Genomic DNA, 14,567 nt, shown 5'->3' on the forward strand with positions numbered 1-14,567 from the left:
CTTTATAATATTTAGCCGACTGTCTTCTCTTTTTCTCCGGCTTAAGTGGACAGCGAGCCTAGGCTCTTTTGAGTTCCTAAGCTCGCTTTCATTATTAAAGAATTTTAGCGGATTGGGTATTTGCCCTTTTCCACCACTAGCTTAGCAATCTCTTGGCGAAGTCCGATCATATCAACATTGGGGCGGCGTAAGAGCTTACGCATTCCTGCCAGAACAGTGCTCAGGGAATCACCTTGCTCAGCAGCACAAATGACTTCTTTAGCGTGTTGCTCGATGATATTCATAGCACTGTAAGCTCCCAAGGTGGCAGCCTTTTCCACAAAGAGCTTGTGGTCATCGGTGACATCCATATCCTGAACTTTCAAGGCGCGGAGAACGCCGCTTTCCATAGCGTAGACCTGGAGAATCATTTCGGCCATACCAAGGAGAACATATTGATTATCTTTTAGCTCCATTCCTAAGTTCTGAGCTGCAATTCCAGCAGCCATTAAGCAGAGCTTCTTAGCCTTTTGGGTCATATCCAGAAGAGCCGCCAGCCCTTCTTCCTCTGAACCTAAGCCGGCAGACATGAGGTCTTTGCTGACGTTCTTTGCAGCTGCCAGAAGTGGCAGTTCACCGCTCATAGCCCGTTTGAGCAAGGTGCCGGGGACGAGTAAGCGGTTGATTTCATTGGTTCCTTCGAAGAGACGGTTAATGCGGGAATCCCGATACATACGCTCAATGGGATATTCTGCGATAAAGCCATATCCACCATGAATCTGTACCCCTTCATCTACTGCCAGATCCAGAACCTCAGAGGCCAGAACCTTGTTTAACGAGCACTCGATAGCATACTCTTCGATGGCTTTGCCGGCTTCTTTACGGCAATCGCCTGTGACATCCAGATCTTTGCAGGCTTCTTCCATCAGACCGGCAGTACGATAGACCACACTTTCTGCCAGATAAGTCTGGGTAGCAATCTCGGCAAACTTAGTTTGAATAGCACCGAAGGAGCTTAAGGGAACACCAAACTGCTTGCGCTCGCCGGCATATTTCAGAGTGACTTCTAAAGCAAGCTGAGCACTTCCGATAGCCGCAGCAGCCAGTTTGAAGCGTCCAACGTTCAGAATATTAAAGGCAACTACGTGGCCGCGGCCCAATTCGCCGACGACATTCTCTACAGGAACGGCAACATCTTCCAGGATAACTTGACGGGTGGAGGATCCTTTGATTCCCATCTTCTTCTCTTCCGGTCCGAAGGATACACCCGGCATAGTCCGCTCAACGATAAAGTTGGTGAGCTTACCATCCACTTTAGCGTAAACCAGGAAGATATCAGCAAAACCAGCATTGGTGATAAATTGCTTGGTTCCGTTGAGAATGTAGTGGGTTCCTTCAGCATTAAGAACTGCTGTGCTCTTGGCCCCTAGGGCATCCGAACCGGATCCGGGCTCGGTAAGGCAGTAAGCGGCAATTTTTTCCCCTGAGGCAAGGCCGGGGAGGTACTTTGCCTTTTGCTCCGGAGTACCGAAGTAGACGATGGGAAGGGTTCCGATTCCGGTATGAGCGGCGAAGGCTACGGCAAAGGAAGAGCCACGAGGAACCTCTTCACCGACGACAACTGTTGAGAACTTATCCATGCTCATGCCGCCTAAATCTTCGGGGATCTCTAAGCCGAGAAGTCCCAACTCACCGGCTTGAGCCATAAAACCGCGGATGAGGCCATCTTCCTGTTCTTCGAGAGCTTCGATCTTGGGCCCTATTTCTTTTTCTACGAAGTTACGGGTCATTTTCTTAAGCTGTAAATGATCCTCGTTTAATTCCTCTGGGATATATACTTGCTCAGGAGTTACATCGGCAAGCAGGAAGCCGCCGCCTTTAAGGCCTAATTCCAATTCCATAGTATTTTCTCCTCTCTCAATCTTGGTTGGTTTTTGGATCTTTTGGGGGCTTCATTTGGGATCTTTGCTGGGGTCGTTCTATCTCTTTATTGGGGTCACTGCTCTTTATTTGGGTCAGGTAGCTTTTCGCACATCATTCACTCATTAGCTCCAGGGCTGGCGCTCCCGCTTTCGCAGCAACTCCGCCAAACCTCAGGGTAATACCTGAAGTGAACCATGGCTCCGCTACCGCTACGAAAGCTTTGTTCGCCTGAACGCCCTTCCGCTAAAATCGTTCATTCTTGTGCGAAAAGCTACGCTTATTCTGCATGTAAGATCAGGTAATTCTTTGAAGTCTAAGCTGAGGCGGGAAACCTGTCTTCCCGTCTTCCTATCTTCCTATCCCACCGTATCGCAAAAGAAGACCCAAGGATTTTGCTTGACAGTAGAGAACGGCTTCTAAGCGAGCAGTTAACCGTTCTTCGCGAAGAGCTTACAGCGGAGTCGGGTTGGAAACAGGACGTTTCCAACCCGCTAGAGAGCCAAGGATGGCGATTTAGCGGGGAACCCGACGGAGCTGAAAGCTTGAGCGATTAGAACGGGTACGCGCAGCTTATAGAGTGAACGGGGCAAGCAAAATCCTGGAGAACGCTCGTGAACAGTGGCCTTATAGAAGCTCGTAGACTCCTGCGGCTCCCATACCACCGCCGATGCACATGGTGACCATGCCGTATTTAAGGCCGCGGCGTTTCATTTCATGGAGCAGGGTAGCAGTAAGTTTGGCTCCGGTGCATCCGAGGGGGTGTCCGAAGGCGATGGCGCCGCCGTTGGGATTGACCTTAGCCGGGTCGATACCCAGGGTCTTGATGATGGCGAGGGACTGGGAGGCAAAAGCCTCGTTGAGCTCAAACAGATCGATTTGATCAAGGGTTAAGCCCACCTGCTTAAGAACTTTGGGGATGGCTTTGATGGGGCCGATTCCCATGAGTTCCGCCTCAACCCCTGCGACTGCGAAACCGCGCCATACGGCAAGGGGTTTCAGGTCCAGTTCTTTGACCTTTTCCTCGGACATAAGGAGCGTTGCTGCGGCACCGTCACTGGTCTGAGAGGAGTTCCCTGCCGTAACGCATCCACCGTTTTTGAAGGCGGGTTTTAGTTTGCCGAGGGATTCCACGGTACTATCGGCACGAATTCCTTCGTCTTTACTAAACCATACTTCTCCCTTTTTACCACTGGAGATAAGAACAGGAACGATCTCTTCATCAAAACGGCCGCTGACTTGAGCTGCGTGAGCCTTATGATGACTGGATGCTGCAAACTCATCTTGTTGTTCCCGAGTAATTTCATATTTTTTGGCTACATTCTCGGCAGTAAGTCCCATAGAGAGGTAGACTTCCGGACAATGCTCCATCATGTAAGGGTTGGGGGCCGGTTTGCCGCCGCCCATGGGGACTGCAGACATGCTTTCTGCTCCACCGGCTAACATAGCATCGGCTTCTCCCAGACGGATTCTGTCCGCTGCTAAGGAGATGGCTTGCAGTCCTGAGGAACAAAAGCGATTGATGGTGAGTCCGGAGACATCGATAGGGAGACCTGCCCGCAGGGCAATCACCCGAGCCATGTTCATCCCTTGTTCTCCTTCAGGAAAGGAACAACCGATGACACAATCATCAATATCTGCGGGATTTAGATTGGGAGCACTTTTTAAAACATCTTGAATAACAAAAGCTGCCAGATCATCCGGACGCATGTGCGCTAAAGATCCCCGGCCGGCCTTTCCGATGGCAGTACGTTTCGCTTCAATAATAAATGCTTCTTTCATTATCCTTCACCTCCTAATTCCTTAATGGCTTATTCTTGGTGAGCATATGTCGGATGCGATCCAGAGTCTTGGGCTCCCCAGCGAGGCTTAAGAACGCTTCCCTTTCCACATCCAAAAGATATTGCTCATCCACTAAGGTTCCTGCTGGAATATCGCCGCCGGTCATGGCGTAAGCGAGTTTTTTCCCTAAGTGAGCATCGTACTCGGAGATATAGCGCCCTTCTTTCATGCCGTACAGAGCCATTTCCAGGAAAGCGCGGACTCCTGGTCCTGCGGCTTTGACCTTCTGGGGAATGATGGGACGGAAATCTCTTGCTAAATCAATGACACGGGCTTTGGCATCGAGAAGAATATGGTCGGCATTCATGCTGTAGCGATCGCTTGCCCGTAAGAAGCCGAGCTTTCTAGCCATTTCCGCACTGGTAGAAACCTGGGCCATGGCTACCACTTCAAAGCGTTTGGCGAAGAAATAGTCCGGAGCGACGACCACACCGGGAAGAATTCCTTCCATGGCGCGCAGGGCCATTTCTTTGGTTCCGCCGCCGCCGGGAATAAGGCCAACACCCAACTCGACCAGACCCATATAGGTCTCCGCCGCAGGCTGGATAGCATGGGAATGGAGACAAATCTCAGTTCCACCGCCTAAAGTCATGCCAAAAGGAGCGGCTACGACAGGTTTCTTGGCGTATTTAAGGGCCATGGTTCCTCTTTGGAATTCGCGAACCATAAGATCCAAGTCATCCCAATTGCCTTCTTCTGCTTCCATCATAATCAGCATCAAGTTGGCACCGACGGCGAAATTCTTACCCTGGCTGCCAATCACCATACCTAAGTAGTTCTTTTCCACTTCCTCCAGAGACTTGTGGATCATATTCATGATATCTCCACCGATGGAGTTGTTCGGTGAATGGAATTCCAGACAGGCTACTCCGTCACCCATATCAACTAAGCTGGCACCGGAATTGCCGAAGATCTTTTTGCCTTGTTTATGAGCTTTTTTAAGGGAGAATGAATAGGGGCTGACGACCTTTTCCTTATACTCCCCATCAGCATAGTATAGAGTGTCCCCGCTTTCAGTCTTTTGATAGAAGCACTCTTTACCTTCAGCCAGCAGTTTTTCCACGATCTCGGGTAAAGTACCGCCTTCAGCTACGATACGATCCGCGGTAGCTTTAACGCCTAAGGCATCCCAAGTTTCAAAGGGACCCATTTCCCAGTTGAAGCCCAGCTTCATGCCGGCATCAAGAGCTGTAATATCGTCGGCGATTTGGGGAGCCAGACGGGCTGCATAAAGGAGAACTTCCTTTAAGACATTCCAAGCGAATTCTGCCCCAGGATCTTTGCCGTTGACTAAGGTTTTCATCTTATCTTTAAGACCGCCCGCATTCTTGGCTTTATCCAGGCAGGCAAATTTGACCTTCTTCTTGGGAACATACTCCATGGTATTGGGATCAAGAACCTGAATCTCTTTGCCTTCTGCTGTCTTTACTTTTTTATAGAAGCCTTGCTTGCTTTTATCTCCCAACCAGCCGTTTTTGATCATGGTGTGAATGAAATCCGGCATGACGAAGAATTCTTTTTCTTCAGGTACATTATCCCCTACGTTATTGGCTACATGAACAAAGGTGTCTAAGCCCACCATATCCACGGTCCGGAAGGAGGCGGACTTAGGACGTCCCATCACCGGTCCGGTTAAGGCATCCACTTCATCGATGGTTAAGCCGGAACGCTGCATCTCCCTAATGGTTGCAGCTAATCCGAAGACTCCGATGCGGTTGGCAATGAAGTTGGGGGTATCCTTAGCATAGACGACCCCTTTGCCCAGCACCCGCTCTGCAAACTCTTCCATCTCTTGAATGACCGCAGGATCCGTGTTGGGTCCGGGAATCAATTCAAAAAGCTTCATATAACGGGGGGGATTAAAGAAGTGGGTACCAAAGAAGGTCTTAGTAAATTCTTCAGGAAGTCCCTCCGTCATGGATTTTAGGGAAATACCGGAGGTGTTGGAGGTTACTATGGTTCCTGGGCGGACATTCTGGGCAACCTTCTTAAAAAGGTCAATTTTTATGTCTAAGCGCTCTACAACCACTTCAATGACCCAATCCACTTCTTTCAAACGAACCAGATCGTCCTCAAAGTTACCGACTTCGATACGATCCGCAAATTCCGGAACAAATAAAGGAGCTGGGTTCATCTTGATAAGTTTGGCTTTGTTGGACGCGGCAAAACGATTTCTAACCTTGGGGGATTCTAAGGTCAGTCCGGCTGCCTCTTCCTCCGGCAACAAACTAGGGGGTACTATATCCAGCAGTAAACTGGGAATCCCGGCATTGGCGAGATGGGCTGCGATGGTGCTTCCCATAACCCCTGAGCCTAAAACCGCTACCTTGTATATAGGCATAGTCATCCTCCTTCTTTGAATAGCCTTTGTTCTTTGATTTTTAAATTTATGAATATTCAGTCTTTTACTTCTAGAGAAAGCCCTCAGATCCTCTAAATTAATGGCTTTCTCTGAGAAAATTTACATTTTTTAATCCAAATTTTTAAAATCCTTATTTTACCCCTTTATTCTCTAAGCCCAAATTACATCTCTTCCTCTAATCTCTCTGCCTCTACCTTTCCACCTTATCTCCCTCTTCCCCTATTCCTTTGGCAATCCAAGAGCCCCCGAGAACAACTTCAACATACAGTCTGTTTCCTTGCTCAAGGACCGCTCAGACCGTGCGAAAATCCAATCTGTAGTCGCTCGATCGATGGTGCCGAAAACCATTTGGCGTGCAACACGTACATTGAGTGAAGGAATAATTTCGTTTTGCTTTATTCCTTCTTCAATCACCTCCTCGACTAATCGAAAGTACTCTCTAAGCGGAACTGCAATAGCACTATACAAGCTTGAATTGGGTTGTCTTAATTCCACCTGGGTGACAGTTGCCAGAGCACGATTATTCTCCATATGGGTTAAGTGGGTGTGAACAATTGCCCTGAGACGACTTCGTGTATCCTGACAAGATTCCATCTTACTGCGAATGAGTTGGATAAAATCTCCCATTCTTTCGGTAAAGAGACGTATGAGGATGTCTTCTTTATTCTTAAAGTAGAGATAAATTGTCCCGTCAGCTACTCCTGCAATTCGAGCAATCTTCGACACTTGACACGAATGATAGCCAACCTCTGCAAATGCTTCTATTGCTGCATCTAAAATTCTTTCATATTTGTCTTCTCGGGAAACAGCCATAATTCGTCTCCTTTTCTAGCTTTTTGACTTAATTAGACATCCTTTTTATCAAGCTTGTCAAGCTATCTTCTACTCAGTATGGCTATCCGGAGTCGCAGATCCATTTGTTCTCTCATTCTTTGCAGACTAAGTGTTTACAATGGCTTAGGCCAGCTGCTTCTTAAACTCTTCTGTAAGCAAAGGAACGATTTCAAAGAGATCTCCGACAATACCATAATCTGCCACAGTAAAGATATTTGCTTCCGGATCCTTGTTAATAGCTACAATGACTTTGGAGGAACCCATTCCTGCCAAGTGTTGAATGGCTCCTGAAATTCCACAAGCGATATACAGTGTTGGGGAAACTGTCTTTCCAGTTTGACCCACCTGGAATTTATATTCGCGATAACCTGAATCAACAGCTGCCCGGGAGGCCCCTACAGCGGCTCCAATGGCATCCGCGAGATCTTCAAGAATTTTAAAGTTTTCCGAATTCTTCATAGCACGTCCGCCGGAAACGATAACATTGGCATCGGTAAGTTCAGGACGACTGGAGGCCTGACGAATGACTTCTTTGACTATGGCCTTGAGATCAGCGGCATCAATACTTGCTGCAACTTCCACCACTTCTGCCTGACGGTCTGAGTTCGGTGCAGCAACGCTGAAGCTGTTGGGACGGATGGTGGCCAGAATGGGGCGCGCCTCGGTAGCCATTTCTGCATAGGCCTTACCGGCGTAGATGGGACGCTTAAAACGTAATTTGTAATTAGAATCCACTGCAACGGCCACACAATCCGATGCACAGCCCACTCCCAAGCGCTGGGCCAGGCGTGGAGCCAGATCCCTGCCAATTCCGGTATTCCCCATAACCACCACTTCGGGATCCTCATCCCGGATCACACGGTTAAGTACAGAGGTGTAAGCACCGGTGGTATAATCCTTTAAAGCTGCGTCATCTACAACCACCACTTTATCTGCACCGTAGGAAGCTGCCACAGGAGCCAAATCCTTAACTCCCTGGCCCAATAGTACTCCTGTGAGGTCCAATCCGGCCATGTCCGCCAGACGTCGTCCTTCACTCAGGAGCTCCAAGGAGACCTTGCGAAGCTCCCCGTTATACTGCTCAAGTACAACTAAAATTCCCTTAGGCATCCTTCTCAATCCTCTCTTTCCTTATTTTCCTTCAATTAAATTACTTTTGCTTCATTCATCAGGGCATTGACTAATTCGGCAACAGCTTGCGGAGGCTCTCCTTGGATTAGGCGGCCCGCTTGGCGAGCGGGAGGTAAGCTTATATTGACCACCTTCATCTTAGCCCCTTGTGTACCGGCTTCAGCTGCTGATAATCCGAGATCAGCCAGGGTCAACGTCTTCAATTCCTTTTTCTTAGCTTTCATAATTCCTGCCACGGATGGATAGCGGGGTTCGTTCAAGCCTTTTTGGGCGGTAATTACGGCCGGCAGGGGCACTTCGAGGACTTCGCTCCCCCCATCGATGTCACGGGACACTGTAGCTGTCATGCCTTCTACCTTCAACTCTGTAACTGTTGAAACCGACGGCACTCCCAACAGCTCTGCCAGACGGGTGGTCACTTGGCTCGAACCGTCATCAATGGCAATCCGTCCGGAAAGAATGATGTCGTAGGGGATGTTTTGAACAGCTTTAGCGAGAACGACCGCAGTAACAAATTCATCGCTGCCTTCTAAAGCAGGATCCTGAATGGCAACCGCTTTGTCCGCTCCCATGGCCAGGGCTGTCCGCAGCACTTCACTGACTTTGGGACCACCCATACTCAGTACCGTTACTTCTCCACCGAATTTTTCTTTGAGACGGATTCCCTCTTCCACAGCAAACTCATCATAGGGATTCATGATGAGATTCACTCCGGTAGAATCAATTTGACCCTGTGGATTGATCACAATCTTCGCTTCGGTGTCAAATGTTTGTTTTAGACAAACCAATATGTTCATCTCGTTTCCCCTTTCTCCTGGTTCCTGAATGAATACTCATTCATTTTTATAATATATAATATCAAATCCCCGGACAAAACGGAATACTATTTTTTAAAATATTTTATATTTCCTTAATTATCTGATTATTCATAAAAAAATGTTTCCTTCAAAGCCTTTTCGTGATATGCTGTTCGATAATGAATGGTCATTCATTTTTGGAGGTGCAAGCTATGTCCAATCAAGATCCTCTTTTTTCACCGATTCACATCGGAAAAATGGAGCTGAAAAACCGTATGGTGCTGCCCGCCATGCATCTTAACTATTGCCCTGACGGGGAGGTCACGGATCAGCTCATTGAATTCTATCGAGCTCGCGCGCGGGGTGGTGTAGGTTTGGTCATCATCGGCGGGTGCGGCATCGATCGGGTCGGCAATACCTTAGGAATGGTTCAATTGGATGAGGATCGCTTCATTCCCGGATTGCAAAGGCTCGTGGAGGCCGTCCACCAAGAAGGCGCTAAGGTCGTAACCCAACTCTATCAGGCGGGAAATTATGCATCTTCTCTATTAACTGGAAATCAACCCGTTGCCCCATCTCCCCTCCCTTCTAAACTAACGAAAGAAATCCCCCATGAATTGACTGTGGAAGAAATTAAGGAACTGGTCCAGAAATTCTCCCAGGCTGCTGTCCGTACTCAACAGGCGGGCTTCGACGGCGTGGAAATTCTGGCAGGGACAGGATATCTCATCTCCGAATTTCTCTCCCCGGTGACCAATAAGAGAACGGATGAGTATGGTGGGGATCTTTCCAATCGGATGCGTTTTGCGCTGGAAATTGTGGAAGCCATTCGCCAAGGGGTAGGGCCTGACTTTCCTGTCATTGCCCGAATCGCGGGTCATGATTTTATTCCGGGCGGGCATACCAACGTGGAGGCGCAGACTTTTGCTAAAGCTTTGGAGGAAGCTGGGATTAATGCTATTAATGTAACAGGGGGCTGGCATGAGACAGTCGTCCCTCAGATTACTATGAACGTTCCCCCGGCTGCATTCCGATATTTAGCGAGGGGAATTAAAAAAGTGGTTTCAGTACCGGTTTTTGCTTCTAATCGCATTACTACCCCTGAGTTGGCCCGGGATATCCTTACTTCAGGGGATGCAGACCTGGTGGGGTTTGCCCGGCCAATTCTGGCGGATCCCCATTTACCCTTAAAAGCCCAGGGATTGGATCCCTCCCCCATTCGCCCCTGTGTGGCCTGCAACCAAGGGTGTCTGGATCATGTGTTCCGCGGGAAGCCCGTGGCTTGCCTGGTCAATGCGGAAGCCGGACGGGAAGCTGAGCTAAAGGCTCAGGGTAAGGGCGCGAAGAACACCGGTAATACCATCAATGGAGGGACTTCCTCACCCCCTAGAAAAGTTCTCGTGATAGGGGCCGGTCCTGCCGGGCTGGAGTTTGCACGGGTAGCCAGCTCACAGGGACATGATATAACGGTCTGGGAAAAATCAGACCAACCGGGCGGACAGCTCAATTTAGCTGCGGCACCGCCGGATCGCCAGGATTTCAATCGGTTTACGGAATATCTGGTTCAGGCCTGCAAGGTCCAGGGAGTCAGGCTCTTTACTAATCAAGAGGCCAATCTGGAGAATCTCTCCGCAAGTATTGAGGAGGAAGGCTTTACGGATATCGTTCTCGCTACCGGTGCTCTGCCTATGAATCCTCCCTTCCCGGTAGATGAAGGGGCAGAGGTTATCCAGGCCTGGGATGTCCTTACCGGAAAAGAGACGGGTGAAAATGTAGTGATTGTCGGCGGCGGCTCGGTGGGAGTGGAAACAGCCCTCTACCTAGCCGGTCAAGGAACCCTGGATGCTGAAACTCTCCGTTTCTTGATCGTCAATCAAGCGGAAAATACAGAAGCCTTAGCTAAATTGCTTTTCCAAGGAAAAAAACGAGTTACTTTGGTGGAAATGACCAAAGGCGTGGGCCGCGACCTGGGCTCAAGCACCCGATGGGCAATGCTGGCTGATCTTCAACGTCATAGAGTAAAAGTTTTGACTCATACTGCAGTAAAAGCAGTTCGTGCCGACGGAGTCTGGGTGGAGGGTCCGGAAGGCGAAAGCTTGATTCCCGGAGATACTGTGGTGTCAGCCGTTGGCTCTGTGGCTAACCAGGAGTTACTGAAGGCTCTCCAGGATAGGTTACCCACCCATGTAACCTTACATCAGATCGGAGATGCCATTAAACCCGCCAAAGTGTTGGATGCGGTTCATACCGGGTATAAGGCCGCCCTTAGTTTGGGTTAAGCCGGATGCAGCTTGGGCGGCACCGGTAGAGGACGAAAAGTGTTGTCTGGGTCATGTAGCTTTACGCACAACGAACCTTCGGGCGTGAGCTCCTGAAACCCTCCACCGGAGGCTTTCTTCATCGGAGCACACGTACTCCATAGCTCCAGAGCTGGTTAACTCGCTTTCTTAACAGCATCTGCAGCGGATAAGAACCCTTTGGGGTGTGCCGCTTTGAGCGAAACTGTCCACCGGACACTTTCGTCGCCAAACCTTTGAGCAGAAAGCCTTAGCTGCCTTATACACAGTGAAAGCCGTTCCCTCTTGTGCGTAAAGCTACGCTTGCGAGTCTTTTCGTGTCCTTTCTGGGGTCATTCTTTTCATCTGCAACCCCCAAGCCCGAAAGACAGGCCAAGGATTTTGCTTTAAGGCAGAGAACGGATTCTAAGCGAGCAGGTAAGCAATCTTCGCGAAAAGACTGCAGCGGAGTCGGGTTGGAAACAGGACGTTTCCAACCGGCTATGAGAACAAGTGCGAAAGCAGTGCTTTCGAGGAGCCGATTTAGCCACGAAACCCGGGCGAGGGTTTCGCCCAAGCCGCCACCCCACAGAGACTACTTAGCGGCGCAGGTGCACCCGGCGCAGCGGAGGTCTTGAGCGATTAGATTGCTCCGCACAGCTTATAGAGTGAACGCCGAAAGCAAAATCCTGGAGATTCAGCCTTCAGGCTTTTGCTGCATAGCCGGATACCATCAGCGATAGGGAAAATTGAGATACTAAATAAATGGGTTCACCAACCCATGAGAGGGGTAGCATCGATGAGTTCATACAATGATTTTACAGTGGAGAAAAAAGGGGCTATAGCCCTTGTTACCTTAAACCGTCCCAATAAGGGAAATTCCTGGACCTTAGATACTTACCAGGAGATGGAGAAAATTCAGGAGGACCTTCATTATGATGATGAGATCCGGGTGGTTATCTTCACCGGAGCAGGGGATAAATTCTTTTGTGCAGGTGCCGATCTCTCTCTTTTAGCCAAGCTTAACTCTCATTTTATCTCACGTGATCTGTATCGCTATCAAGGCATTAACACCCGTTGGGATCGTTTTATTAAACCCGTCATTATGGCAATCAATGGCATCACCGTGGGAAGTGGTTTGGAGCTGGCCCTATGTGGAGATATCCGCATTGCCTCAAGTTCCTCTGTCTTTTCCATTAACGAAGTGCGTATTGGTCTTAACCCGGATATGGGAGGAACGCAACGTCTGACACGAACTGTCGGCCCCAGCCAAGCCAAACGCCTTATCTTCACTTCCGAGCGGATCGATGCTCAAGAAGCAGCTCGCATCGGACTTGTGGATATTGTGGTAGAGTCGGAAAATTTATTGGATGAGGCCTTTAATATGGCTGAACAGATTGCCAATATGCCTCCTTATGCCATTCGCTTTGCTAAAAAAGCCATTAACCTGGCTGTGGATGCTCCTTTAGAAGTAGGGCTGATGTATGAAGAAGCCGGCTCCACTTTCTGCATGGGTACAGAAGACAAAAAAGAGGCCATCACCTCTATCCTGGAAAAACGCGAACCAAAATTCCATGGCCGCTAACCGGAATCGCAGATTGGTCAAGTGATTCTCCGGAAGAAAAAAAAGCAGGAGGCTTAGGCCTCCTGCTTTAGGTGAGGGAAGGTATTGAGTAGGATGATTATTCACCCATGAAGATTTTCATGTCGTCTTCGACAGTGGTGATACCGGCAATTCCGAAGTTCTCTACAAGAACTTTGGCTACATTGGGAGAGAGGAATCCAGGCAGGGTGGGTCCTAAGTGAATGTTCTTTACGCCCAGGTAGAGGAGTGCCAGGAGTACGATGACAGCCTTTTGCTCATACCAAGCAATGTTGTAGGAGATGGGGAGCTGGTTGACATCGTCAAGACCGAAGACTTCTTTAAGCTTAAGAGCAATGACGGCCAAGGAGTAGGAGTCGTTACATTGTCCGGCATCTAAGACTCTTGGAATACCGCCAATATCCCCCAGTTCCAGTTTGTTGTATTTATATTTTGCACAGCCTGCAGTGAGGATGATGGTGTCTTTGGGAAGGGCTTTAGCGAATTCTGCATAGTAATCCCGGCTCTTCATCCGTCCGTCACAGCCTGCCATGACGAAAAAGCGTTTGATGGCACCGGATTTTACAGCATCGACGACTTTGTCTGCTACGGCAAAGACTTGATTATGTGCAAATCCGCCGACGATTTCTCCGGTTTCGATCTCTGTAGGTGCCGGTAAGGTCTTGGCTAACTCGATAACTGCAGAGAAATCTTTGACTTTTCCTTCTTCACGGGCAGGGATGTGTTTTACACCTTCATAGCCCACGACACTGGTAGTGAAGAGACGGTCTTTATAGGAATCCTTAGGGGGCACTAAGCAGTTGGTGGTGAGAAGAATGGCTCCATTGAAGGATTCAAATTCTTTATCTTGTTTCCACCAGGCATTTCCATAGTTACCGACAAAGTGATCATACTTCTTAAACGATGGGTAGTAATGAGCGGGAAGCATTTCACCATGTGTATAAACATCCACGCCGGTTCCTTCTGTTTGCTTCAGGAGGTCTTCTAAATCTCTTAAATCGTGACCACTGATGAGGATAGCGGGGTTATTGCGCACGCCGATATTGACTTTGGTGATCTCCGGGTTGCCGTAGGTCGTGGTGTTGGCTTTATCCAGAAGAGCCATAACATCTACACCGTATTTTCCGGCTTCAAGAACCAGAGCGACCAATTGGTCCGCAGAGAGGCTGTCATCAGTAGTAGCCGCTAAGCCTTTCATCATGAAGGCAAAAATGCTGTTGTCTTCATAGCCAAGAGCGAAGGCATGCTCGGCGTAAGCAGCCATTCCTTTGAGTCCATAGATTAAAAGTTCACGGAGGGAGCGTACATCTTCGTTTTCAGTGGCTAAAATACCCACTTGTGCTGCTTTTTGGTCAAATTCTTCTGCGGAATCAGCAGTCCAAGTTGCTGAGTCATGAAGGTTAGCAGGAAGAACTCCTCCAGCTTTGACGATGTCAGCTTTTAAGCTATCACGTAAAGCAAGACCTTCACGAACCAGAGCTACGAAACGAGCGTTATCAAAGTTAGCGTTGGTAATGGTGGCAAATAAGCCTTCCATAACGAATTTGTCTATATCTTGACGAACAATTCCTAATTCACGAGCTTGAAGGCTGTTGATTGCGATTCCTTTCATGACATAGATCAGAAGATCCTGTAAGTTGGAGACATCTGCAGTCTTTCCACATACTCCTTTGATGGTGCAGCCAGTTCCTTTAGCCGTTTCTTGACATTGAAAACAAAACATACTCATCTTTTCGTATCCTCCTATACATAATTAATATGATTTTGTGTTCATCAATTTTGTCATTTGACAGTTAGTACAGTTCCAACCGTCTGGAATTATC

Annotated in this window: 10 protein-coding genes; 3 read left to right on the forward strand and 7 right to left on the reverse strand. The window is 48.7% G+C overall.

Features of this window, described 5'->3' with window-relative positions; translation table 11 throughout:
- Positions 1 to 104 precede the first annotated feature (104 nt).
- Positions 105 to 1,880, reverse strand: a complete 1,776-nt coding sequence (locus DESDE_RS18900; RefSeq protein WP_014795628.1) for an acyl-CoA dehydrogenase family protein — start codon at positions 1,878 to 1,880, stop codon at positions 105 to 107.
- Between the two features lie 414 nt (positions 1,881 to 2,294).
- On the opposite strand from DESDE_RS18900, the gene DESDE_RS21735 reads away from it, so the two are divergent.
- Positions 2,295 to 2,456: a hypothetical protein gene (locus tag DESDE_RS21735; protein WP_242831283.1), complete on the forward strand. Its 162-nt coding sequence runs from the start codon at positions 2,295 to 2,297 to the stop codon at positions 2,454 to 2,456.
- Between the two features lie 70 nt (positions 2,457 to 2,526).
- Here DESDE_RS21735 and DESDE_RS18905 read toward each other — a convergent pair whose 3' ends face one another.
- The 5 genes from DESDE_RS18905 to DESDE_RS18925 all read right to left on the reverse strand — a co-directional run bounded on the left by DESDE_RS18905 (position 2,527) and on the right by DESDE_RS18925 (position 8,865).
- Positions 2,527 to 3,681 (reverse strand): thiolase family protein, encoded by a 1,155-nt coding sequence (locus DESDE_RS18905; RefSeq protein ID WP_014795629.1) that lies wholly within the window; start codon positions 3,679 to 3,681, stop codon positions 2,527 to 2,529.
- Positions 3,682 to 3,694: 13 nt separating this feature from the next.
- Positions 3,695 to 6,082, reverse strand: a complete 2,388-nt coding sequence (locus tag DESDE_RS18910; RefSeq protein WP_014795630.1) for a 3-hydroxyacyl-CoA dehydrogenase/enoyl-CoA hydratase family protein — start codon at positions 6,080 to 6,082, stop codon at positions 3,695 to 3,697.
- 240 nt (positions 6,083 to 6,322) lie between these two features.
- Positions 6,323 to 6,916, reverse strand: a complete 594-nt coding sequence (fadR, locus tag DESDE_RS18915; protein ID WP_014795631.1) for a fatty acid metabolism transcriptional regulator FadR — start codon at positions 6,914 to 6,916, stop codon at positions 6,323 to 6,325.
- A 144-nt stretch (positions 6,917 to 7,060) separates the two neighbouring features.
- Complete coding sequence (locus DESDE_RS18920; protein ID WP_014795632.1) at positions 7,061 to 8,047, reverse strand: electron transfer flavoprotein subunit alpha/FixB family protein; 987 nt, start codon at positions 8,045 to 8,047, stop codon at positions 7,061 to 7,063.
- 35 nt (positions 8,048 to 8,082) lie between these two features.
- The gene (locus DESDE_RS18925; protein ID WP_014795633.1) at positions 8,083 to 8,865 is read right to left on the reverse strand and encodes an electron transfer flavoprotein subunit beta/FixA family protein; all 783 of its coding nucleotides are present in this window, start codon (positions 8,863 to 8,865) and stop codon (positions 8,083 to 8,085) included.
- 212 nt (positions 8,866 to 9,077) lie between these two features.
- Between DESDE_RS18925 and DESDE_RS18930 the strand changes: the two genes are divergently transcribed.
- Together DESDE_RS18930 and DESDE_RS18935 are read left to right on the forward strand one after the other, a co-directional pair.
- The gene (locus DESDE_RS18930; protein ID WP_014795634.1) at positions 9,078 to 11,144 is read left to right on the forward strand and encodes an oxidoreductase; all 2,067 of its coding nucleotides are present in this window, start codon (positions 9,078 to 9,080) and stop codon (positions 11,142 to 11,144) included.
- A gap of 796 nt (positions 11,145 to 11,940) precedes the next feature.
- Entirely contained in the window at positions 11,941 to 12,726 is a 786-nt protein-coding gene (locus tag DESDE_RS18935; protein ID WP_014795635.1) for an enoyl-CoA hydratase/isomerase family protein, read from the forward strand.
- A 97-nt stretch (positions 12,727 to 12,823) separates the two neighbouring features.
- Here DESDE_RS18935 and hcp read toward each other — a convergent pair whose 3' ends face one another.
- Complete coding sequence (gene hcp / locus DESDE_RS18940) at positions 12,824 to 14,473, reverse strand: hydroxylamine reductase (RefSeq protein WP_014795636.1); 1,650 nt, start codon at positions 14,471 to 14,473, stop codon at positions 12,824 to 12,826.
- Positions 14,474 to 14,567 lie beyond the last annotated feature (94 nt).

This window comes from Desulfitobacterium dehalogenans ATCC 51507 (genome assembly GCF_000243155.2).
GTDB lineage: Bacteria > Bacillota > Desulfitobacteriia > Desulfitobacteriales > Desulfitobacteriaceae > Desulfitobacterium > Desulfitobacterium dehalogenans.

Coding starts and splice junctions, on each gene's coding strand:
- fadR (WP_014795631.1), bottom strand. CDS start 6,916: ATGGCTGTTTCCCGAGAAGACAAATATGAAAGAATTTTAGATGCAGCA.
- hcp (WP_014795636.1), bottom strand. CDS start 14,473: ATGAGTATGTTTTGTTTTCAATGTCAAGAAACGGCTAAAGGAACTGGC.
- DESDE_RS18905 (WP_014795629.1), bottom strand. CDS start 3,681: ATGAAAGAAGCATTTATTATTGAAGCGAAACGTACTGCCATCGGAAAG.
- DESDE_RS18900 (WP_014795628.1), bottom strand. CDS start 1,880: ATGGAATTGGAATTAGGCCTTAAAGGCGGCGGCTTCCTGCTTGCCGAT.
- DESDE_RS18930 (WP_014795634.1), top strand. CDS start 9,078: ATGTCCAATCAAGATCCTCTTTTTTCACCGATTCACATCGGAAAAATG.
- DESDE_RS18910 (WP_014795630.1), bottom strand. CDS start 6,082: ATGCCTATATACAAGGTAGCGGTTTTAGGCTCAGGGGTTATGGGAAGC.
- DESDE_RS18920 (WP_014795632.1), bottom strand. CDS start 8,047: ATGCCTAAGGGAATTTTAGTTGTACTTGAGCAGTATAACGGGGAGCTT.
- DESDE_RS18925 (WP_014795633.1), bottom strand. CDS start 8,865: ATGAACATATTGGTTTGTCTAAAACAAACATTTGACACCGAAGCGAAG.
- DESDE_RS18935 (WP_014795635.1), top strand. CDS start 11,941: ATGAGTTCATACAATGATTTTACAGTGGAGAAAAAAGGGGCTATAGCC.